Origin of the sequence: Actinoplanes sp. CA-131856 (assembly GCF_050956135.1) — a bacterium.
In the GTDB taxonomy this organism is placed as follows: domain Bacteria; phylum Actinomycetota; class Actinomycetes; order Mycobacteriales; family Micromonosporaceae; genus Actinoplanes.
In genome coordinates this window covers 3395677-3417806 of record NZ_CP191849.1, presented here as the reverse complement: position 1 = coordinate 3417806, position 22130 = coordinate 3395677, and the positions used below count along the sequence as shown (strand labels likewise).

The window sequence follows — 22130 nt, the reverse complement described above, 5'->3', positions numbered from 1 at the left end:
GAGAAAACCCATCCGACCTCCCCACCACCGCCCTTGACCGGACTAAAGGCTCCCCCACCCATTGCTACATCGAAATATCTAAGATTCTATGAGCGGACGGACGTAGCTTTCTTGAAGGAGTGACCCCTCTTGAGGAAGACATTCAGCGTCGCGCTGGCCGGCGCGGTGGTGGCGACCCTCATCGCCACGCCGGCCGCAGCGGCGCCCGCCGCGGGACCGGACCGGGCCGATCGTGAGCCCACCGCGTCGCTCGGCGAGGACAACCTGCCGCACCCGCTGGCCGAGCAGCGGGAGGCGGAGCGCACCGAGGCCGTACGCAAGCTCATCGCCGGCCAGGTGACCACCGAGAAGAAGAACGGCTCCGAGGTCGTCAAGCTCGGCAAGGGCAAGTACGTCGAGTACCGCAAGAAGGAGACGAAGACCGACCCGGTCCTCACCTTCCTGACCGAGTTCGGCGACGCCACCCTCCCGGCCACCGGCGGCACCCCCGGCCCCGTGCACAACCAGATCCCGCAGCCCAACCGGGCCGACGACAACACCACGATCTGGCAGGCCGACTTCAACTCCGCGCACTACAAGCAGCTGCTGTTCGCCAAGAACAAGGAGTCGATGGCGAACTTCTACTACAAGCAGTCGGGCGGCCGCTACACGGTCGGCGGCGACGTCTCGGACTGGGTGAAGCTGCCCTACAACGAGGCCCGCTACGGCAGCAACGAGATCGCCGAGGACGACGGCTACTGGAACTACATCAAGGACAGCGCGACCGCCTGGTACGAGAGCCAGATCGCGGCCGGCAAGACCCCGGCCGAGGTCGCCGCCTATCTCAAGACCTTCGACGTCTGGGACCGCGACGACTTCGACGACGACGGCGACTTCAACGAGCCGGACGGCTACGTCGACCACTTCCAGGCCATCCACGCCGGCGAGGGTGAGGAGGCCGGCGGCGGCGCCCAGGGTGAGGACGCCATCTGGTCGCACCGCTGGTACGCCTTCTCCGACCTGGAGGGCACCGCGGGCCCGGCCGGCAACCTGGCCGGCGGCGTGCAGATCGGCGACACCGGCATCTGGATCGGTGACTACACGACCGAGCCGGAGAACGGCGGCCTCGGCGTCTTCGCCCACGAGTACGGTCACGACCTGGGCCTGCCCGACCTCTACGACACCGCGGGCGGTGACAACGGCACCGGCTTCTGGACGCTGATGTCGGCCGGCTCGTGGCTGGGCCGCGGCGCCCCGACGATCGGCTCGACGCCCGGTTACATGGGCGCCTGGGAGAAGATCTTCCTGGGCTGGTCCAACTTCGTGACGGTCAAGCCCGGCAAGAGCCAGTACGTCACCTTGGGCACGGCCGCGAACGGCGAGAGCAAGCTGCCGCAGGCCGTGGTGGTCCCGCTGGCCGACGGCTCCTACTACGCCGCCGAGTACCGCACGTACACCGGTTACGACGAGACCCTGAAGCTGGGCCCGTACAACTGGGGCTGGGCCGACACCCGGCCCGACTGGGCCGAGCGCTTCCCCTATCAGGACGGCCTTCTGGTCTGGTACGTCAACCCGGCCGCCGGCAACAACAACACGAGCCGTCACCCGGGCGTGGGTCTCAGCCTCCCGGTCGACGCCCGCCCGAAGCCGGTCGTCTTCCCGGACGGCGTGCTGCTGGGCAACCGGCGCCAGCCGTTCGACGCGACCTTCGGTCTCCAGTCGACCGACCCGGTCACGTTCCACCGCAACGGCGCCGCCGTCGCGGTGCCCCGCCAGAAGGCCATCCCGGTCTTCGACGACTCCGACCCGCTGAAGTACTACGACAGCACCAACCCGCAGGGTTCGGTGAAGGTCGCCGGGGCCGGCGTGAAGCTCGAGGTGAAGACGCAGATCACCGGGCCGCTTCCGCTCATGGTCCTCAAGGTGACCCCGCCCAAGAAGTAGAGGCGCGGGACGTCGCTGCCGCGCCGCCCCGCACGGGGTGGCGCGGCAGCGACGATCGCCGATAGGTTTCCCGGCATGGGGGAACCGCAGCCACCGTTGCTGAGCATGCCGTCGTATGTGCCGGGCACCACGCTGAACGACGCGACCCGGCAACTGTGCGGGGCGCCCTATCTCGATCCCGACTTCGCCAACGCCGTCATCCGCGAGGTCGTCGAGGAGGAGCGCAAGGCGGTGCCGCCGTCGTACGGCTTCGATCTCGACCCGGTCGTCCGGCACTGCCTCCGCGCGCGCCGGCTGCTGCTGATCCGCTACGCGATCGTCACCGGGCTGCTCGTGGTCGGCCTGTGCGCCGCCAGCTTCGCGACCGTCGGATGGCTCGGGCTGTGCGCGGTCGTCGTGTTCCTGCGCTCCTCGTCCTACAAGGAGCTGCCGCGCGGGGTCCGCGTCGCCGGGCTGGCCGTGGTGGCCGGTCTCCTGTTCTGCTTCCTCGGCTACCTTCTGCTCCAGGTCGTCGCGGCCAGCTTCCTGGCCGATCTCGGCGCGCCCTACTCCTCCTCGTACTACTACTCGTCCTCCTCACCGCTCTCCGGCGGCGTGGGGGCGTTCCTGCTGGCGACGCCGATCCTGCTCGCGATCGGCATGTTCGCCGCCCTGTTCCTGTCCCGGCGGCAGGCGTACGGCATCCTCACCACCGAGCTGGCGCCGGGCATCCCGCCGGTCGTGCCGCGGGGGTTCAACGCGCGCGTCGAGTGGCGGCTCGGGGTGGTCGCGGCGATGCAGCGCGGCAACATCTGCGTGCAGGACATCGATCCGTACGCGGGCGCCGGTTTCATCGAGCACAGCTGGTCGTTCGCCATCACGCTGCGACCGTCGTCCGGTGAGGAACGCATCGCCATCGACACCGTGGCCCTCAACCAGCGCGTGCACGACGCGGTCGTCGGCCTGCGCGACGAGAAGCTGCGCGAGGGCGAGCGGATCCCGAACATCTACGTGGTGCCCTATGTGGCGGCCGACGGGCATCGCCGTGGCGACGACCCGCTGATCGACCCGCAGACCCGCACCCCGCGCACGATGGCGTCCCCCGAGACCATCCAGGCCATCATGGGCAGTCCGCAGGGCGGCCTGCGGCATTACCTGCGGGCGGTGATCCCGGCCAGCGGCAAGGAGATCCGCACGCCCGACGGCCGGCTCGTGCTGCCCGCGCAGGACTCGGGCATCGGCGTCACCGCGTTCATCCACCTGGCCGCCGAGGGCGGCATGCTCTACACCGAGTTCGTGTGCACGGTGATGCCACAGGTCAAACCCCGCTATCAGTTCGTCGACAACGTACGCCCGGAGCGCGTGCAGGGCCACGCGCTGGCCGACACGCTGCGCCGCTTCCTGCGCGACAACATCCTGGGCCCGGTCCACCTGGCCCGGCTCGGCTGGGACACGCTGCGCCTGCCGAGCCGGATGGCCCGCTCCGGCCGCAGCGCCGACGACTTCCGCTTCTACGACTACGGCGCCCACTTCAGCGTCCGCGAGCTAGCCTCGCAGCGCCCGACCGTGAAATTCATGCAGGTGCTCGACGCCGAGAAATACGTGAAGCTGCTCGACCGGGTGGTGAACGAGACGGTCCTCGACTACCTGGCCGAGCAGGGCGTCGACACGGCCGAGTTCCGCGCCGCGGTGGCGTCGGTCTCGATCGACAACGCCACCTTCTACGGCGGCCAGCAGAGTTTCGGCGGCCGCAACACCTTCACCCAGCACAACGCGCCCGGAGGATCCCGTGCCTGAGCCGGAAATCAAGATCGGCACCATGAACGTCCACGGTGGCCAGCAGAACATCGGCGGCCAGAACACGAACGTCCAGAACAACTACTACGCCGCCCCGGCCGACGAGGTCCGCGCCCGGCTCGACGTCATCCGCGAGGAACACCCCCGCGAGGTCCAGGCCATCGAGGGCGACATTCAGGAGGGTACGCCCGAGGCCCGCACCCGCGTTCAGACCCGTCTGCGCGAGCTCGCCGAGAGCGCCACCAGCACGCGCACGGTAGTGGAGGCCGCCGCCGCGATCGGCGCCATAGTCGCCTCGCAGTGGCCGTTCTGATTCGTCGTCAACCTTGAGTTGACGCTTCGCCATCGTCAACCTATGGTTGACGCATGACGGATTCCGTGCGGCTCGACGACCTGATCGAGACCATCAAGAACAAGAACAACACCGCCCTCGACCAACTCTCCGACGCGGTCCTGGCCGCCGAGCGCCTGGGCGACATCGCCGACCACCTGATCGGCCACTTCGTCGACCAGGCACGCCGCTCCGGCGCCTCGTGGACCGAGATCGGCCAGAGCATGGGCGTCACCAAGCAGGCCGCCCAGAAGCGCTTCGTGGCCAAGCCGGACGCCCCCGACCTGGACGCCAGTCAGGGTTTCAGCCGTTTCACCGACCGCGCCCGCAAGGTGGTCGTGACGGCGCAGGAGGAGGCCCGCAACCGCGGGAACGCCCAGATCAGCGTCGCCCACCTGCTGCTGGGCCTGGTCGCCGACCCGTCCGCCCTGGGCGCCCGGGCGATCGTCGCGCAGGGCGTGGCCCTGGAGACGGTGAGCGAGGTGGCCATCAAGACCCTGCCCGCCGCGGCCGACTCGGTGCCCGCCCTGATCCCGTTCGACGCGCACGCCAAGAAGGCCTTGGAGCTGACGTTCCGCGAGGCCCTGCGCATGAACCACACCCACGTGGGCACCGAGCACATCCTGCTGGCCCTGCTGGAACTGGAGGACGGCACCGGCGTCCTGGCCGGCCTGGGCGTCGACAAGCCCACCGCCGAGGCAGCCGTCACCGCCGCCCTCAGCAGTTAGATGCCCTGGCGGGTGCGGGTGGGCAGGCCCAGCTGGTTCGCCACCGGGTTCCAGACGGCCAGGAAGGCGACCTTCGAGGTGCCGGCCTGTTCCGACTCGGCCAGTCCCCGGGCGTAGGCGGCCTTGCGGCCGGTGGTCTCGGCGCAGCCCCCGTTCACGGCGGCCTCGGCCCACTCCACGAAGGCGGCGTCGGCGTCCAGGGAATGCTGGAGCGCGGTGACCAAGGTGGAGCGGATCGACTCGCCGTTGCCCACCGCGGACAGGTCGGCGCCGCGGACCTCGTCGATCTGGGCGCGGCGCTCGTCGCCCACCGCCCGCATGTCGGACACGGCGCCCGTCAGGCCGGTGCAGCGGCCGACGCGGTCGATGGCGCTGTTCAGCTTGTCGCGACTGGACTTGCTGCGGACCAGGACGTCGTCGATCACCCGCGCCTGCGGCAATGGATCACCGGCGGTGGTGGTCGTCGTGGTCGTGGGCGGTGCGGTGGTCGTGTCCGTCGTCCCGGTGGTGGGGGCCGGGGCGGTCGTCGTCTGGGTGGCCGGCGGCGGGCCGGCCACGGGATCGTCCTGGCCGTTGCGGTAGAGGACGAGGCCGGCGACCAGGGCGAGCAGCACGACGACGGATACGCCGGCCACCAGGGGGAGCCAGTTGCGCGGCGGACCGCCGTAAACGGGCGGCGACGACGGCGGCGCGGGATAACCGGACGACGGATAGCCGGGCGGCGGGTTGTATCCAGGCGGAGACGACGGTTCGCCGGGCGGCGGGGTATATCCAGGCGGGGTGGACGGGGTGTAGCCAGGCGGCGGGGATGACGGCGTATATCCCGGCGGCGGGGACGACGGCGTATATCCCGGCGGCGGGGCGGACGGCGGGGCCGCGAGGGTGTAGCCGGGTGGCGGCCACGCGGGGGCCGCGACCAGCGCGGTGTTGCACCGGGCGCAGGCCGCGGCGCTGGGGTCGTTGTCGAGCCCGCAGGTCGGACACACCATGCGCGCCACCTTATCGATGGATGGTCACCTCGTGTGTGCCCGTGAGAGCGACACGTGATGACCACCGGGGGGCGGGAAGCTGTCGACAGCTGGCGGTAATGTTCGATCCGTGAACCGGCCGCTGCGTCCCGACGACCCGCCCCGGCTGGGCCGATACGAGCTGGACGGCCGTCTCGGCGAGGGCGGCATGGGCACCGTCTTCCATGGGCGCACCCCGGCCGGGCGGCCGGTCGCCGTCAAGGTCGTGCGGAGCGAGTTCGCGGCCGACCCCGAGTTCGTGCGCCGGTTCCGCAGCGAGGTCAACCGGGCCCGGCAGGTGCCGCCGTTCTCCACGGCCGAGGTGCTCGACGCCGACCCCGACCACGACCCGCCCTATCTGGTGGTCGAGTTCGTCGACGGGCCGAGCCTCGACGCCGTGGTCCGTGAGAAGGGGCCGCTGGGCGGGGCCGCACTGCACAGCGTGGCGGTCGGCATCGCCACCGCGCTCTCCGGCATCCACGGCGCCGGTGTCATCCACCGCGACCTCAAGCCGGCCAACGTGCTGCTGGCCATGGGCGGCGTCAAGGTGATCGACTTCGGGATCGCCCGGCCGACCGAGGTGACCAGCCGCCACACGAGCACCGGAAACATGGTCGGCACGATCGCCTACATGGCGCCCGAGCGGTTCGAATCCGACACCGCCGGTTTCCCGGCCGACATCTTCGCCTGGGGCGCGGTGGTCGCCTTCGCCGCCACGGGCCGCACCCCGTTCGGCGGCGACTCCCCCACCGCGACCGCCATGCGCATCATGACCCAGCCGCCCAACCTGACCGGCCTCGACGGCCCCCTGCGCGACATCGTCGAGAGCGCCCTGGCCAAGGACCCGGCCGCCCGCCCCACGGCCCGGGAGCTGCTCGACGGGTTGCTGGGAAACCCGACGGCGGCCCTCACCGCCACACCCCCGCCGCCCGCCTGGAACGAAGGGCCCGTCCCGCCCGACTACCCGACTCAGCCCCGCCGCGGCCGCGCGTGGGCCATCGCGGCCGCCGTCGTGGTCTTCGCGCTGGCCGCCGGCGGAGCCGGCTTCGCGCTGCGCAACCGCCACAGCGAAGCCGCCACCCCGGCCCCGGCGTCGTCCTCCCCCGCGCCCGCCCCGGCCGCGACCGGGCTTCCCGGCATCCTGGCCGGCAAGCGCCGCACCCTACTTCATCTGGCCAACGTCGACAAAGACCTCTACCTGCCGCAGAACGCCCCGGCCAAGGCCGGCGGCGGCACCACTCCCGAGTCCGTCTTCATGCTCATCCCGCACGGCGAGCAGTTCCAGATCGCCTCGGCCGTGCCCACCCTGTCCGGCGAGCGTCGTTGCCTCGGCATCGAGCCCTCGGACACCCGGGCCTCCTCGGCCCTGGTTCCCCTCGACTGCGCCGTCTCCGACGAGACCCTGTTCGCCGTCTCCGCGACCAGCGAGCTCGACGACAAGAACCGCCCGACCTATTCGCTGATCAGCGAGCCGTACGGCATCGTGCAGTGGAGCGAGGACGACGCCCGCCTCTACGTCGAGCTGGCCGGCGACTTCCCGGCCACCATCCCGTTCAGCTTCGTCGACCGGGGCCCGGTGTAGGACGACCGGGGCCCGGTGTAGGACGACCGGGGACCGCCGTAGGCAGCCGCACGGTGAAGGTCGTGCCCAGGTGCGGCTGGCTGGTCACCTCGATGCTGCCCTGGTGGTCGGTGACGATGCGCTGCGCGATGGTCAGGCCCAGCCCGGTGCCGCCGGTGGCGCGCTGCCGCGCCTTGTCGGCCCGCCAGAACCGCTCGAAGACGTGGGGCAGGTCGCCGGCCGCGATGCCCACCCCCGTGTCCCGCACGGTCAGCACCGCCTGGCCGTACTCCTCCCGGACCCGTACCTCCACCCGCCCGTCCCGATCGGTGTAGCGGATCGCGTTGCTCAGCAGGTTGCCCAGCACCTGCCGCAGCCGGTCCTGGTCGGCCTCCACCCACACTTCGGGCGACGTGTCGAGCGTCAGCGTCACGCCCGCCTCGGCCGCCCGGGCCCGGTGGGCCGTCACGCTGGCCGCGGCCAGCTCGGTCAGGTCGGCCGGCGTCTTCGTATAGCCCAGGTCGCCCGCCTCGGCCAGGGCCAGCACCTGGAGGTCGTCGAGGATGCGCCCTTGCAGGAGGGTCTCCTCGTGCAGCGAGGCGAACAGCTCGGGGCTCGGCTCGACCACCCCGTCGGAGAGCGCCTCCAGATAGCCCCGCAGGTTCGACAGCGGCGTCCGCATCTCGTGCGCCACGTCGGCGATGAGGCGCCGCTGGCGTTCCTCGCTCTGTTCCAGCGCCCCGGCCATCGTGTTGAACGAGGCGGCCAGCCGGGCCAGCTCGCTCTCGCCTTTCACGCGCACCCGCACGTCGAGCATGCCCGCCGCGAGCATCTGGGAGGCGCCGGTCAGCCGGCGCACCGGACGGCTGACCTGGCGGGCGATGAGGAACGTGCCGAGGATCGCCACGACGACCAGGCCGGCCACGCCGATGATGGCCGGGCGGCCGAAGTCGGCGATGTCGACCGTGCCGCGCGCTCCCAGGAAGAGCCGCAGCGGCATGGCCGAGCTGGTGACGACCGTGTCGGCGTACGCCCCGGCTATGCACTTGGAGCCCAGTGGGTCACCCACGAGGCGCCGGGGCGCGCCGACGCAGGTGTCCAGGTAGTCCCAGTAGCTGGCGAACCAGGCCTTGTCGCCCAGCACCTTCGCCTCGGCCTGCTTGAGGCACTCCGGTGACTGGGCTCGCTGCTGGGCGGTGACGTACGGAGGCCGGTCGCTGCCGAGCGCGGCCTCCGTACCCTGGGTCTTGTTCAGGCAGCGGACCAGGACGAGGCCGGTGCGGTACTGCGCCGCCTGCCGGACCGCCAGCGCGGCCGGCCCGCCGTACAGTTCGTCGGTCGGGGTGGGGCCGAACAGATCTCGCGGAGTCAGTGCCGCCTGCCGATAGAACCGGGGTGTCACCACGGCCGACGGGCCCGGGCTGACCGACGGCGCCGGCGCGGTGTCCTGCAGGGCCGGTTGCGGGTTGATGTCGTATCCGACGGCCTGCACCGCACCGGCGGCCCGGCCGGCCTCGGTGTCCGAGTCGACCAGCACCTGCTTGTCCAGGGTCTGCAGCTGGATGTGCAGATGGGTGCGGTCGGACAGTTCGGTCACGAGCCGGTTCACTCCCGGCCAGTTGCCGTGCCGCAGCCCGTACCGCTGAATCTCCTGAAGGATCTCGGCCCGATGGCGGGTCTGCGCCTCGAGGGCGCCCGACACCTCCCGCTGGGTCAGGTTGAGGGTCAGCCACGCGGTCGCGCCGATGGCGCTGAGGGCCACCAGCATGACCAGCAGGAAGATGCGGACCCGGAAGCTCAATGCTCGGCCATCCGGTAGCCCCGCCCGTACACGGTCTGCACGTACTCCGGCTCGGCCGGGTTCTCCTCGACCTTGCGGCGCAGGTTGACCACGTGGGCGTCGACCGTGCGCTCGGAGACGTCGTGCTCGAAGCCGAACGCCTTGTCGATGATCTGGCCGCGGGTGAAGACCCGGCCCGGCTCCTTGGCCAGCAGTTCCAGGATGGCGAACTCCTTGGCGGTCAGGGTGACCGCCTCGCCGCGCACGCGGACCTCGAACCGTCCGGCGTCGATCTCGAGGTCGCCCACCTTGAGCAGGCCCGCGTCCGACGAGCCGGCCCGGCGCAGCAGCGCCCGGACCCGGGCCGTCAGCTCGCGCGGGCTGACCGGCTTGGCCATGTAGTCGTCGGCGCCGATGTCGAGCCCGAGGAGCATGTCGTTCTCCGAGGAGCGGGCGGTGACCAGCAGGATCGCCACGTCCGACTCGGCCCGCAGGATGCGGCACACGTCGAGCCCGTCGACCAGCGGCATCATCACGTCGAGCACCAGCAGGTCGGGTTTGCGGGAGCGGGCCACGTCGAGAGCCGACCGACCGTCACCGACAGTGATCACCTGATGCCCCTCGCGCTCGAGGTAGAGGCGGATGAGCTGGGCGTGCTTCGGGTCGTCGTCGGCCACCAGGATACGTGCGGTCACGCCGCGATTCTGACTGAGCGAAGCAACATCGACCACCGAATGTTGGGTTCCTGTGAAGGTCCGTGCCGATTGCGATGAGCCCACAAGTTCTTCACAGGATGCGACCTACGTTTCCCCGGAACCGAACCTGGGGAGGTACGTATGTGTGGGCTCAGCGTCTTCGTGAGCAGCCGCCCGGCCGCCGGAACGCCCGATGAGGCGTCCGCCGCCGCGTTCGCCGGCGCTCTCGAGTCGATGCACCACCGGGGCCCGGACGACACCCAGGTGGAGTTCGCCGACGGGGCCGCGTTCGGCTTCAAGCGGCTGGCGATCATCGACCGGGCCGAGGCGCAGCAGCCGGTGCACTACCGGGACCGGTGGACCGTCGTGTTCAACGGCGAGATCTACAACTACCGGGAGCTGCGCGAGGAGCTGATCCGCGAGCACGCCGCCACGTTCGCCACCGAGGGTGACAGCGAGGTGCTGGCGGCCGCCTTCCACTTCTGGGGCCCGGCCGCTCTCCCCCGGCTGCGCGGGATGTTCGCCTTCGTGGCGTACGACCGGTGGACCGGCACCCTGCACGCGGCCCGCGACCAGTTCGGCATCAAGCCGCTCTACATCCTCGAGACCGTGGACGGGCTGTTCCTGGCCAGCGAGCGCAAGGCGCTGCTGTCGTTCAGCGGCAGCTCCCGCTCGGGCCTCGACACCGACGCCCTCGCCCACTACCTGACCTTCCAGTACGTCCCGGACCCGCTGACCCTGCACCGCCAGGTCAAGCGGCTGCCCCCGGGCCACCGGATGACCTGGACGGCCGGCGGTGGCATCCGCATGGAGCGCTACTTCCGCCCGTCGCTGCGCCCGCTGGCCATGAAGGCCGAGGAGGCGCAGAAGGGCATCCGCGACGCCCTGCGCGACAGCGTGCACAAGCACCTGCACGCCGAGGTGCCGGTCGGCGCGTTCCTGTCCAGCGGCGTCGACTCGTCGGCCATCGTGGCCCTGGCCCGCGAGGTCAAGCCCGACCTGCACGTCTTCACGGCCGGTTTCGGCACCGACGGCTACTCCGAGATCGACATCGCGCAGGACACCGCGAACCAGCTCGGCGTGAAGCTGACGCCGACCCTGGTCACCGAGGACGACGTGATCCGCGAGCTGCCCCGCATCGTCTATCTGCTCGACGACCCGGTGGCCGACCCGTCGCTCATCCCGCTCTACTTCCTGGCCCAGACCGCCTCGCGCTACGTCACCGTGGTGCTCTCCGGCGAGGGCTCGGACGAGCTGTTCGGCGGCTACACCATCTATCGCGAGCCGGCCTCGCTGTCGAACGTCGATCGGCTGCCGGCCGGTCTCAAGCGGGGCCTGCGCGGTCTGTCCCACGCGATGCCCGAGGGCATGCGCGGCCGCAGCTTCATCGAGCGGGGCACCACCCCTATCGAGGAGCGCTACTACGGCAACGCCCGCATCTTCTCGGCCGCCGAGAAGGCCGAGCTCATGCGCTTCACCGCCGAACCACACACGGCGATCACTTCCCATCTGTACGCCGAGACGGCCGACGTCGACGACGTGGCCTCCATGCAGTACGTCGACCTGCACACCTGGCTGCCGGGCGACATCCTGACCAAGGCCGACCGCATGTCGATGGCCCACTCGCTGGAGCTGCGCGTCCCCTTCCTCGACCAGGCGGTGTACGCGGCCGCGGCCGGCCTGCCGACCGACCTGAAGCTGCCGCCGCACAGCCGGGCCACCAAGTACGCGTTCCGCGAGGCGATGCGCGGCATCGTCCCCGAGTCGGTGCGCGACCGCCGCAAGCTGGGCTTCCCCACTCCGACCCGGCTGTGGCTCAAGGGCGCGATCGGCGACTGGGTGGACGGTCTGCTGGCCGGCTCGGGCGCCCGCCACCTGCTCGACCTCGACTACGCCCGGCGCCTGCTGGCCGAGCACCGGGCCGGGCACGCCGACAACTCCCGCAAGGTCTGGACCGTGGCGATCTTCTGCCTCTGGTACGCCATCTTCGTCGACGGCACGATCCGCCCGTCGACCACGGCTCTGGCTCCGGCCCTCGTGGCCCAGGTGTGACCGGTATGGTCGAAAAGTGTGACGATCGTCGTCGGCTACGACCACTCCCCTGACGCCCGCGCCGCTGTCGAGTGGGCCCTCGACAGCGCGGGCACGGCGCGGAAGGTCACCCTGCTCTACGCCCACGAGGTGCCGAGCTGGATCCCGTCGAACGCGGGCGAGGTCCTGCCCGGCGGGGAATGGGAGCGGACCGTTCTGGAAGCGCTCGACGAGGTGGTCGCCGAGGCCGGGCGGACGCATCCGGCCGTGCGGGTCGAGGCCCGGGCCGTGCACTCGCCGCCCGTGCAGGCCCTGCTCGACATGTCGGCCGAGGCGGAGATGATCGTCTTCGGCAGCCGGGGCCACAGCGCCGTGGCCAACCTGCTGGGCACGGTGAGCACGACGGTCAGCGCGCACGCGTACTGCCCGGTGGTGGTGGTCCGCGGCCGGCCCGCGGCCGGAGCCCCGGTGGTGGCCGGCGTCGACGGTTCGGCCGCCGAGGAGGCGGTGCTGCGCTTCGCGACCGAGCGGGCCACCGCCCGTGGCGTACCCCTGCGGATCCTGTCCGGCCCCCACTCGGACGTACCCACCACCCCCGGCGTCACGGTCGAGCCCGTGACCGGCCACGCCGCCGAAGCATTGACCGCCGCCAGCCACACGGCCCAGCTGATCGTGGTCGGCAGCCGCGGCCGTGGCCCGGTCCGCGGCCTGCTCCTGGGCTCGGTCAGCCAGCACCTGCTGCGGCACAGCGCCTGCACGGTGGCCGTCGTGCACCACTCACCAGTCGTGGACTGAGCCGTCCAGGTTGCGCGCGACCGGCAGATAGCGCGGCTGGTACGGGAACCGCGCCGCCACCTCGTCGTCGTATCCGATGCCCAGGCCGGGCTCCTCCGACGGGTGGAGCAGGCCGTCCGTCACCTGCGGCGTGCCCGGGAAGACCTCGTACGTCTCCGGGGTGTGGCCCATGTGCTCCTGAATGCCGAAGTTGGGCTGGCTGATGTCGACGGCCACGGCCGCCGCGACCGTCACCGGTGAGAGGTCGCTGGCGCCGTGCGACCCCGTGCGGACCTGGTAGAGCGCGGCCAGATCGAAGATCCGCCGCAGATGGGTGATGCCGCCCGCGTGCACCACCGTCGTGCGGACGTAGTCGATGAGCTGCTCGGTGATGAGCTGCTTGACGTCCCAGATCGAGTTGAGCACCTCGCCGGTCGCGATGGGCGTCGTCGTGTGCTGCCGGATCAGCCGGAACGCCTCCTGGTTCTCGGCCGGCGTCGGATCCTCCATCCAGAACAGCCGTAACTCCTCCACGCTCTTGCCGAAGCGCGCGGCCTCGATCGGCGTCAGCCGGTGGTGCACGTCGTGCAGCAGGCGCAGCCCGAAGCCGAACTTCTCCCGCACCTTGGCCAGATAGGCGGGCGCAAAGTCGAGATAGGCCTCGGTGCTCCACATCTGCTCCTCAGGCAACGCCGTCGCCGCCGGCTCGTAGTAGGCGCCCTTACGAACTCCGTAAGTGCCACTAAGGCCGGGGACGGCCGCTTGCGCTCTGATTGCTGTGAAACCTTTGTCCCGGTACGCCGCCACGTCGTCGATGAGCGCGGCCACATCCACCCCACTCGCGTGGCAATAGACCAGCACCCCGTCCCGGGAGCGCCCGCCCAGCAGCTGGTAGACCGGCAGCCCGGCCACCTTGCCCTTGATGTCCCAGAGCGCGACGTCGACCGCCGCGATCGCCGTCATGGTCACCGGCCCCCGCCGCCAGTAGGCGCCCTTGTAGAGGTACTGCCAGGTGTCCTCGATGCGGGCCGGGTCGCGCCCGGCCAGCAGCGGCGCCACGTGGTCGCGCAGATAGGAGGCCACGGCCAGCTCACGCCCGTTCAGGGTCGCGTCCCCGAGACCGGTCACCCCGTCGGAGGTGGTGATCCGCAGGGTCACGAAGTTGCGGCCCGGCGAGGTGACGAGCACCTCGACCCGATCGATAGTTGCCATTTTTCTCCCCGGCCCGTAACCATCGCGGCGAACTCTCGTTGGTTCTGCATCATGGCAGGCGGACCCCCTCTCCGGCTGATCGTGCCCGCGCTGCTGGCGACGGTCGCGCTGATCCACGCGTTCCTGCTGGTTCCGGCGCTGCCGGCGTTCTCGGTGGGCGGCTTGGCCGGTCTGCTGACGGCCGCGTGTTCCGCGACCGCCGTGGTGATGGCGCGGGCCGCGCTGTCCGGCCGAACCGCCGGGCCACGCTGGCGTGCCCTGGCGCTGGCCGGCGGTCTCGGGCTCACCGCGCTGGCCGGCGCGGCCAGCGGCGTCGCCTCCGTGGTGGCGCCGGGTGCGCTGGTCGACGGCGTCCCGCTGCCGGCCGAGATCCCGCTGGTCAGCCTCTTCTTCGTGGCCGCCCTCTATCTCCCGGCGATCCTGCGGCCACCCCAGCAGCGCGCGGGGCTGGCCCGGCTGCGTACGGCCCTCGATGTCCTGGGGGTCTGGTCCTGCCTGATGTTCTCGGCCTGGCTGCTGCTGTTCAGCAACGGCGGCGAGCAGCGCGGCGCCACCATCACCGCGCTGATCTTCGGCGGCGGCGCGGCCACCACGGCCGGTGTCGCGGGTGTCCACGCCATCCGGCACCGGACCGCGCTGCTGTGGTGCGGGCCGGCCGCGGCGCTGTCGCTGCTCGGGCTGACCGCGCTCGTCATCGGCCTGGACTATCCCGACGTGCCGAACGCGGCCATCGCGGCCGTCATCGCCGCGGTGGCGATGAACGTGGCGGGCGGCCTGCTCTGGTACGGATCGGTGCGGCTCTCCCCCGACCTCGCGCCCATGCCGCCACCCGGCAGCGAGCCGTCGGCCAGTTTCCCGCTGCTCACCGTCCCGATCCTCGGATCGGCCCTGATCACTGCCTTTCACCTGCTCAACGGCGGCCGCGTCGACGCGCCGGCGATCATGCTGGGCGCGCTCGGGGTGGCGGCGGTGGCGACCCGCGAGTTCGTGTCGGCGGTCGCCCTGCGCCGCCAGGCCGGCCACCTCACCGACCAGGGCAACCGGCTGCGCAGCCTGATGTTCGGCGCGGCCGACGTGGCCATGGTCCTCGACGCCAACCTGGCCGTGCGCTGGCAGTCACCGGCCGCGTTCCGCCAGTTCGAGCTACCGCTCGGCCGTTCCGTGGCGCTGCTGATCGACCCCGTCCAGGTCGACGACGTCCACGCGACACTGACCGCCCGCCTCGCCGACACGGGCGCCGACTCCGATTCCGGCACCGGGACCGGCTCCGGCTCCGGCTCCGTGGGGACCATCGCGGTGCGGCTGCGCGACGGTTTCGGCCGGTGGCGGGAGACCGAGTGGACGACGAGCGGCGCCGACCCGGCCGAGCCCGGGCGCACCCTGGTCGTGCACATCCGCGACGTCAGCCAGGCCCGCGACCTCGAGCAGACGCTGCGCCAGGAGACCCACCTCGACCGGCACACCGGCCTGGCCAACGGCGAGGGCCTGCTGCGCGCGGCCGAGCTCATTCCCGGCGCGGCGGCGCTGATCGTCATCGAGCTGGGCGGCCTGACCGCCGTCGGCGACGTGCACGGTCGCGAGCTGGCCGAGTCGGTGCTGGTCGAGGCGGCCCGCCGCCTGCGGACCGGCGTGCCGGCGGCGGACGTGCCGGCCCGGGTGGGCGAGTCACGCTTGGCGGTGCTGACGCATCATGGGGCCGTACGGGCCCAGCTGCTCGCCGGTCAGCTGGTGAACGCCCTGTCGGCGCCGTACACGGCGGCCGGCACGGTCTCGCACCTGTCGGCCTGGGCCGGCCTGGCCGACATGGCCGGCGACGAACCGGCGGGCGAGGTGCTGCGGCGTTCCCAACTGGCGCTGCGCTCGGTGCGCTCGGGCCCGCCCGGCGCCGTCGAATGGTACGAGGCCGAGATGGAGACCCGCCTGCTGCGCCGGTCCACCCTGGAGCAGGACCTGCCCGGCGCCGTGATCGACCTCGACTTCCAGGTGATAGTGGACCTGCCCGCCCGCCGCCCGGCCGGCGTCGAGGTGGTGCCGGTGTGGCGGCATCCGGCCCTCGGCCCCGTGCCGGCCGCCGAACTGCTGGCCCTGGCCGAGGAGCTGGGCACCCTCTCGAAGATCGCCGACCACGTGCTGCGCACGTCGTGCCGCCTGCTGGCGGGCTGGCGCCGCCTGCACCCCGACCTGTGGCTGGCCGTCGACGTGCGCCCCCGCCAGCTGGCCGACCCGGCCTTCCAGGCCGCCGTGCACACGGCCCTGGAAACGCACGGCCTGCCCCCCGCGGCCCTGGTCGTCGAGATCTCCGAGGACGACGTCCGCCAGCCCGGCGTCGACGAGGTGGCCGCGTCCCTGGGCCGCTTGCGCGCCGAGGGCGTGCGCACCGCCGTCGGCGACTTCGGCACGGGCCCGACGTCGCTGAGCCGCCTGCGCATCCTCCCGGTCGACCTACTGAAGATAGACCAGGAGGTCCTCTCCGAGCCGGCCGTCCTGGAGGTGGCCGTGACGTTGGGCCACCGCCTGGGCATGGAGGTCATCGCCCACGGCGTCACCGACCTGGCCGACCTCGACACGGCCCGCACAGCCGGCTGCCGCCTGGCCCAGGGCGACCTGCTCGGCCGCCCGATGCCGGCCGAGCACCTGGAAGCCTTCCTCGAACAGCACCACGACGCCCAGCCCCGTTAGGGCCTTCAGCCTTGCGCCTCGATCGACAACGGCTGCCACTCGCGCCACTCGGCCAGGCGCGACTCGTAGTCGGCGGTGGCGATGCCCAGCGGGGCCTCCCCGAAGAACACGCGCAGCGGCGGCTTCTCGGCGTCGACGATCTTCAGGATCGCGGCGCCGGTCGCTGACGGGTCGCCCGGGTTGGCCACGCGCTTGCTGCGGGCCTCGGCTGCCTGGGCACGCACTTTCCCGTACGTCTCGAGCTGCGTCGCATGCCGCGCCGACGAGCCACCCCAGTCGGTGCTGAAACCGCCCGGCTCCACCAGCGTCACCTTGATCCCGAAGAGCGCGACCTCCTGCGCCAGCGCCTGGCTGAACCCTTCGAGCGCCCACTTGGACGCGTTGTAGATGCCGATGTTGGCGAACGCCGAGATGCCGCCGATCGACGACACCTGGATGATGTTGCCGCCACCGGCCTTGCGCAGGTAGGGCAGCGCGGCCTGGGTCACCCACAGCGCCCCGAAGACGTTCGTCTCGAACTGCGCCCGGGCCTCCTGCTCGCTGATCTCCTCGATCATGCCGAACTGCCCGTACCCCGCGTTGTTGACGATCACGTCGAGCCGCCCGAAGTGCTCGTCGGCCCTACCGAGCGCGTCGAGGACGGCCGGCCGATCGGTCACGTCCAAGGTCAGCGGGAGCACTTTGTCGCCGTACTGCTGAACAAGGTCTTTCAAAGTGTCGACGTCGCGGGCGGTGGCGGCAACCCGGTCGCCCCGCTCCAGCGCCGCCGTCGCCCACTCCCGCCCGAAGCCACGCGAGCTGCCCGTAATGAACCAGGTCCTGGCCATCGGTATGTTCCTTCCGCCGAGTGTCGCCTCAACCCTACGACCGCTCCGTGCCGCCGGCGGCCTCTCGTGCGCTGCCCCGTGTTGCTAGGGTTCGGCCCTGCTGGATCGATCACGCGGGGGAAGCGAAGATGGTGTTCCACTACTGGCACCTCGCGGTGCTCGCCGGCATGGTCGCCCTGATCGTGTGGGCCCTGCGGGTGGCACGGCGACCGGCACTGGCCGTCCTGGCCGCGCTTCTGGTGGTCGTCAGCGGTCTTCTGTTCTCCACGCTGGTGCTCGACGAGGAGTTCGTCGAGCACAGCCCGGCGGACATAGCGCTCATCGGGCTGCCGGCCGTCCTCGGCCTCGGTCTCGGCGCCCTCGCGCTCAAGCGCACCGGCGGCCCCACCCGATGATCACGCGACGCGCCCCGGCGAAGCTGATCCTCATCGCCGGGGACGCGCTGGCGCCGTGACCAAGAACCTCTGAGGTGTCGGGGTGCAAGCTGCGCGGGTGGCAGTCCGGCCAGCTCGTGATCTACCGCTGACCGGTCCGGCCACTGAGGCGCAGCACCAGGTCGGCCGCCGGCGCCTCGACCAGCACGCCGTCACCGTGTTCCCAGTCGAGGTCGGTGGCGCGCAGCCGCTGCCCCGTCGTGTCGACGCCGAAATGCTTGCCGTCGGCCAGGCCGTCGAGGACGAGCCGGGTGGCTTCGTCGGTCGCCGTGCGGGGCAGGCCCAGGGCGGCGGTGATGTCGAGGCCGTGAATGACGACGTGGCTCAGCGCTCCGGCCGCCCCGCCGCCGGGCGGCGCCCACCGGGCCATGGTTTCGCCGCGCAGATCGGCCAGCAGCGAGTCGAACGGCAGGTCGCCGTCGCGCCGGGCCACCTTCTCGGACAGCGCGCCGAAGTCGTGGCCCACCGACGCCAGCTCGGCCATGAAGGCCGGGCCGTCGTAGCGGGCGGCCATCGTCATGTGCGCGACCACGTGGCGCACGGCCCAGCCTTCGCAGAGCGAGGGCCGATCGGCGACCGAGGCCGGCTGCTCGGCCAGCGCGTCGGCCAGGGCCCGGAACTGCGGCCCGACAAGTTCCTGCACGGCGTCTCCTTCAAGGTTCACGGGCAGGGCCGCGACATAGGCCGCGGCCCGGTCGAGCGCGCTCCGCCAGCCGGCCCGCGCCTCCGGCGTCAGCATGTGCGGTGGCAGGCCCTGCTGGACGGTCACGACCTCGGTCGTGCCGTCGCCCAGGTCGGTGAACGTGATCTCGGTGAGCACGCCCGAGTCGACCTCGCGCCAGGACAGGAACCGCGGCGGGTCGACGGCGACATAGACGGCTCGCATCGTGTACGTGTCGCCGCTGTTGTCGTTGACCATCGTGGTCTCGAAGGCCCCGCCGGGCCGGAGGTCGACCACGATGTTCTCCAGCGGCGTGTGCGTGCCGTCCGGGCCCCAGAAGTGGGTGAGATGCTCGGGCGTGGTCAGGCACGCGAAGACGAGCGAGGGCGGCGCGTCGTGCCGGTACTTCATGTGAGCCCTCGCAGGTGCTCGGCCAGGCGATCGTGCCGCCCGGCCCACTCCGCCCGCCTGGCGTCGATCCAGCTGAGCGCCTCGATCAGCCGCTCCACCTCGAGGCTGGCCGGCCGCGCCTGCGCCTGCTGCCGCCGCGTGACGAGGCCCGCGTCGGCCAGCACCTTGAGATGCCGCGAGACCGCCTGCTGGGTGAGATCGAAGGGTTCGGTCAGCTCCTTGACGCTGGCGTCACCGGTGGCGAGCCGGGCGACGATCGCCACCCGGGTCGGGTCGGCCAGGGCCGCGAAGGTTCGGGCCAGGGTTGTCGCTTCCACAACCAGACCATTGCACAACGATTCAGTTGTGTAAAGGCGCCTGGACGATGAGGTCGGCGGCTCGTTCCGCTACGACCATGACTGTGCCGACCGGGTTGACGGCGGGGATGGTCGGGAAGACCGAGGCGTCGACCACGCGCAGGCCGTCGATGCCCAGGACGCGCAAGTCGCCGTCGAGGACCGCGCCCATCCGGCACGTGCCGGAGACGTGGTAGACGGTCTGGTGGGTGGCGCGCAGAGCCTCGGACAGGTCCTCGTCGCTGACCACCGCCGGGCCGGGGAAGACCTCGCGGACCAGCCAGGAGCGGAACGGCTCCTGCTCGGCGATCTTTCGTGCGGCCCGGATGCCGGCGATCAGGATCCGCTCGTCGTGGCCTGAAGGGTCGGTGAAGTAGCCGTAGTCGATCTCCGGCGGGTCCGACGGGTCGGCCGAGGTGATGCGGACGGTGCCGCGGCTGGCGGGCCGGGCGACGTTCGGGGCGATCTGGACGATGTTCGGCGGCAGGTCCACACCGTAGGAGGAAGCGTGCACCGCCCACGCCTCGACCGGGAAGTGCATCAGCACGTCGGGCCGGGTCGGATCGCCGTCGACGCTGAACATGCCGCCCGCGTCCCAGCCGCTCGCGCACTCGGCCGGCGGCGACGAGACCGACTCCCACAGGATGAGGCCTTCGGCGTGGTCCATCAGGTTCTCACCGACGGGCAGATCGGCCACCACCGGCACACCGGCCGCCTCCAGGACCGCGCGCGGCCCGATGCCGGACAGCTGCAGCAGCCGGGCCGAGTCGATCGCCCCGGCGCAGAGGATCACCTCGCGCGACGCCCGAAATGTCCCGCCCGAGGTCACCACGCCTGTCGCGCGGCCGCCGGACAGGAGCACACGCAGCGCCCGCACCCCGGTGTGCACGGTCAAATTCGGGCGGGAAAGCGCGTCATGCAGATAGTGAATCGACGTGGAACCCCGCACGTTGGTGGAAGGGTCGTAGCCGACCTCGAAGAACCCGACCCCCTCGGCCCGCGTGTCGAGCCGTCCGTCGTTCCACTGCTCCTGCACCGGCACGTCGAGCGCCTTGGCCGCGGCGGCGACCACATCGGCCACGTACGCGTTCTGATCGGCCGGGGCGACCGGCGAGATCGGGATCTGGAGCTTGTCGTAGTACGGCAACACCGCCGACGGCTCCCACCCGGTCGCGCCCAGCGACACCCACTCGCGCAGGTCGGCGGCGAGCGGCCGCCACGTGATCATCGTGTTGGCCGTCGAGCAGCCACCGAGGATCCGCATCCGCGCCTGCCGGATGTCGCTGTTGCCCCGCGCCTGGGGAACACTGCGGTAATCCAGGTCGTACTCGCCTTCGAGCATCTCGGCCCAGCGCCGGATCGACCGGGCCCGCGGCTCGTCGGCGTCCGACGGACCCCATTCGAGCAGCGTGACGCTCACCGACGGGTCTTCGGAGAGGCGCGCGGCGAGCAGCGATCCGGCCGTGCCGCCGCCGACGATCAGATAGTCGGTCATCGGTAGTTCACCCAGGTGGTCTTGAGCGCCGTGAACTTGTCCAGCGCGTGGAGCGAGAGGTCGCGGCCGAAACCGCTCTGGCCGAAGCCGCCGAACGGCGTCGTGACGTCGAGCGCGTCGACCGTGTTCACCGAGACCGTCCCGGCGCGCAGCTTGCCGGCGACCCGGTGGGCCCGCGAGAGGCTGTCCGACCACACCGAGGCGGCCAGCCCGTAGATCGAGTCGTTGGCCATCGCCACCGCCTCGTCCTCGCTGTCGAAAGCCTGCACGGCCAGCACCGGCCCGAAGACCTCCTCCCGCGAGAGCCTGCTCTCCGGGCCAACTTCAAAGATCGAGGGCTTGACGTACGCCTTCGTGGGCGCCCCGTCGAGCGGACCACCCGGCAGGATCGCCCGCCCTTCCGCGTGCCCGATCTCGACGTAGGACAGAACGCGCGCCGCTTGGGCGTCGCTGACCAGCGGCCCCATCGTGGTCGCCTCATCCAAGGGATCGCCCTGCCGGATTTGTCGCGCTTTTTCGGCCACCACAGCCATGAGTTGATCAAGGATCGGCCGAGCGACAAGCAAGCGGGAGTTGGCCGAGCACACCTGCCCGGCGTTGGTGAAGATGCCGAAGCACACGCCGGCGGCCACATCGTCCAGCGAGGCGGCGTCGGCGAACACCACGTTCGCGCTCTTGCCGCCGCACTCCAGCCAGACCTGCTTCATGTTCGACTGACCGGCGTACTGAAGGAACAGCTTGCCCACCGGCGTCGACCCGGTGAAGGTCACCGCGTCCACGTCCGGGTGCAGCCCGAGCGCCCGCCCGGCCTCCGGCCCAAGACCGGGCACGACATTGAGTACGCCCTCCGGCAGCCCCGCCTCCACGGCCAGCTCGGCCAGGCGCAGCACCGACAGCGGCGACTCCTCGGCCGGCTTCAGCACCACCGCGTTGCCCGCGGCCAGTGCCGGCGCCACCTTCCAGATCGCCATCTCGAGCGGGTAGTTCCACGGCACGACCGCCGCCACCACGCCCAGCGGCTCCCGCGACACCAGGGCCAGATCACCGCGCCCGGTCGGCGCGATCTCGCCGTACATCTTGTCGATGGTCTCGGCGTACCACTGAAGAATCGCCGCCGAACCGGGCACGTCGATCGTCGAGGTGTCGCTGATCAGCTTTCCCGCGTCCAGACTGTCCAGCAGCGCCAGCTCGTCCGCGTTCTCCCTGATCAGCTCGGCGAGCCGCAGCAGCACCGCCTTACGCTCGCCGGGCGAGGTCGCCGCCCAGCGGGGGAACGCCCGCCGGGCCGCCGCGACGGCCCGGTCCACGTCCTGTTCGCCGCACGCGGCCACCTCGGCCAGCACCACTCCGGTGGCGGGGTTCACCGAGGGGATCCGGCGCCCGTCGGCCGCCGGCACCGTCTTCCCGTCGATGAAGGCGTCGGAGCGGGGTTCGACGGTACGGGCGAGAGCGTGCCAGTCAGTCATGGAA

At 71.4% G+C, this 22130-nt stretch carries 18 protein-coding genes; 9 read left to right on the top strand and 9 right to left on the bottom strand.

What is annotated here, in order from left to right:
* The first annotated feature begins 129 nt into the window (after positions 1-129).
* The 4 genes from ACQP2X_RS15975 to ACQP2X_RS15960 all read left to right on the top strand — a co-directional run bounded on the left by ACQP2X_RS15975 (position 130) and on the right by ACQP2X_RS15960 (position 4758).
* Positions 130-1923, top strand: coding sequence for an immune inhibitor A domain-containing protein (locus ACQP2X_RS15975; protein ID WP_498697711.1), 1794 nt, complete (start codon positions 130-132; stop codon positions 1921-1923).
* Between the two features lie 75 nt (positions 1924-1998).
* Complete coding sequence (locus ACQP2X_RS15970; protein ID WP_498697710.1) at positions 1999-3699, top strand: AbeC-like domain-containing protein; 1701 nt, start codon at positions 1999-2001, stop codon at positions 3697-3699.
* Positions 3692-4012 carry a hypothetical protein gene (locus ACQP2X_RS15965; RefSeq protein ID WP_498697709.1) on the top strand — a complete coding sequence of 107 codons (321 nt, stop codon included), beginning with the start codon at positions 3692-3694 and terminating at the stop codon, positions 4010-4012. The genes ACQP2X_RS15970 and ACQP2X_RS15965 overlap by 8 nt, the downstream gene beginning before the upstream one ends.
* A gap of 53 nt (positions 4013-4065) precedes the next feature.
* Complete coding sequence (locus ACQP2X_RS15960; protein ID WP_498697708.1) at positions 4066-4758, top strand: Clp protease N-terminal domain-containing protein; 693 nt, start codon at positions 4066-4068, stop codon at positions 4756-4758.
* On the opposite strand, the gene ACQP2X_RS15955 is transcribed toward ACQP2X_RS15960, so the two are convergent.
* Complete coding sequence (locus tag ACQP2X_RS15955) at positions 4755-5747, bottom strand: hypothetical protein (RefSeq protein WP_498697707.1); 993 nt, start codon at positions 5745-5747, stop codon at positions 4755-4757. The two genes, ACQP2X_RS15960 and ACQP2X_RS15955, sit on opposite strands and share 4 nt — an antisense overlap.
* A 109-nt stretch (positions 5748-5856) precedes the next feature.
* On the opposite strand from ACQP2X_RS15955, the gene ACQP2X_RS15950 reads away from it, so the two are divergent.
* Positions 5857-7347, top strand: coding sequence for a serine/threonine-protein kinase (locus ACQP2X_RS15950; protein ID WP_498697705.1), 1491 nt, complete (start codon positions 5857-5859; stop codon positions 7345-7347).
* Here the strand turns inward: ACQP2X_RS15950 and ACQP2X_RS15945 are convergent.
* Both ACQP2X_RS15945 and ACQP2X_RS15940 read right to left on the bottom strand, forming a co-directional pair.
* Positions 7319-9127: a sensor histidine kinase gene (locus tag ACQP2X_RS15945; RefSeq protein ID WP_498697703.1), complete on the bottom strand. Its 1809-nt coding sequence runs from the start codon at positions 9125-9127 to the stop codon at positions 7319-7321. The two genes, ACQP2X_RS15950 and ACQP2X_RS15945, sit on opposite strands and share 29 nt — an antisense overlap.
* A complete protein-coding gene (locus ACQP2X_RS15940) occupies positions 9124-9801 on the bottom strand; it encodes a response regulator transcription factor (protein WP_498697702.1) in 678 nt (225 codons plus the stop codon). Before ACQP2X_RS15940 ends, ACQP2X_RS15945 begins: the two co-directional genes overlap by 4 nt.
* Before the next feature lie 141 nt (positions 9802-9942).
* On the opposite strand from ACQP2X_RS15940, the gene asnB reads away from it, so the two are divergent.
* Together asnB and ACQP2X_RS15930 are read left to right on the top strand one after the other, a co-directional pair.
* Entirely contained in the window at positions 9943-11853 is a 1911-nt protein-coding gene (gene asnB, locus ACQP2X_RS15935) for an asparagine synthase (glutamine-hydrolyzing) (RefSeq protein ID WP_498697701.1), read from the top strand.
* An 18-nt stretch (positions 11854-11871) separates the two neighbouring features.
* Complete coding sequence (locus ACQP2X_RS15930) at positions 11872-12627, top strand: universal stress protein (RefSeq protein WP_498697699.1); 756 nt, start codon at positions 11872-11874, stop codon at positions 12625-12627.
* On the opposite strand, the gene manD is transcribed toward ACQP2X_RS15930, so the two are convergent.
* Complete coding sequence (gene manD / locus ACQP2X_RS15925; RefSeq protein ID WP_498697698.1) at positions 12610-13818, bottom strand: D-mannonate dehydratase ManD; 1209 nt, start codon at positions 13816-13818, stop codon at positions 12610-12612. The genes ACQP2X_RS15930 and manD overlap by 18 nt on opposite strands.
* A 51-nt stretch (positions 13819-13869) precedes the next feature.
* On the opposite strand from manD, the gene ACQP2X_RS15920 reads away from it, so the two are divergent.
* Positions 13870-16497 carry an EAL domain-containing protein gene (locus tag ACQP2X_RS15920; RefSeq protein WP_498697697.1) on the top strand — a complete coding sequence of 876 codons (2628 nt, stop codon included), beginning with the start codon at positions 13870-13872 and terminating at the stop codon, positions 16495-16497.
* 5 nt (positions 16498-16502) lie between these two features.
* Here the strand turns inward: ACQP2X_RS15920 and ACQP2X_RS15915 are convergent, their stop codons facing one another.
* Positions 16503-17324, bottom strand: coding sequence for an SDR family oxidoreductase (locus ACQP2X_RS15915; RefSeq protein ID WP_498697695.1), 822 nt, complete (start codon positions 17322-17324; stop codon positions 16503-16505).
* A 128-nt stretch (positions 17325-17452) separates the two neighbouring features.
* Here ACQP2X_RS15915 and ACQP2X_RS15910 point away from each other — a divergent pair, with 128 nt between their 5' ends.
* Positions 17453-17719, top strand: a complete 267-nt coding sequence (locus ACQP2X_RS15910) for a hypothetical protein (RefSeq protein WP_498697694.1) — start codon at positions 17453-17455, stop codon at positions 17717-17719.
* A 121-nt stretch (positions 17720-17840) separates the two neighbouring features.
* On the opposite strand, the gene ACQP2X_RS15905 is transcribed toward ACQP2X_RS15910, so the two are convergent.
* Genes ACQP2X_RS15905 through ACQP2X_RS15890 form a run of 4 tightly spaced genes read right to left on the bottom strand, consistent with a single transcriptional unit; the run spans position 17841 to position 22126 of the window.
* The gene (locus ACQP2X_RS15905; RefSeq protein WP_498697692.1) at positions 17841-18830 is read right to left on the bottom strand and encodes a maleylpyruvate isomerase family mycothiol-dependent enzyme; all 990 of its coding nucleotides are present in this window, start codon (positions 18828-18830) and stop codon (positions 17841-17843) included.
* Positions 18827-19147: an ArsR/SmtB family transcription factor gene (locus tag ACQP2X_RS15900; RefSeq protein WP_498697688.1), complete on the bottom strand. Its 321-nt coding sequence runs from the start codon at positions 19145-19147 to the stop codon at positions 18827-18829. The genes ACQP2X_RS15905 and ACQP2X_RS15900 overlap by 4 nt, the downstream gene beginning before the upstream one ends.
* 22 nt (positions 19148-19169) lie before the next feature.
* Positions 19170-20660, bottom strand: coding sequence for a GMC family oxidoreductase (locus tag ACQP2X_RS15895; protein ID WP_498697686.1), 1491 nt, complete (start codon positions 20658-20660; stop codon positions 19170-19172).
* Entirely contained in the window at positions 20657-22126 is a 1470-nt protein-coding gene (locus tag ACQP2X_RS15890) for an aldehyde dehydrogenase (protein ID WP_498697684.1), read from the bottom strand. The genes ACQP2X_RS15895 and ACQP2X_RS15890 overlap by 4 nt, the downstream gene beginning before the upstream one ends.
* Between the last annotated feature and the right edge of the window lie 4 nt (positions 22127-22130).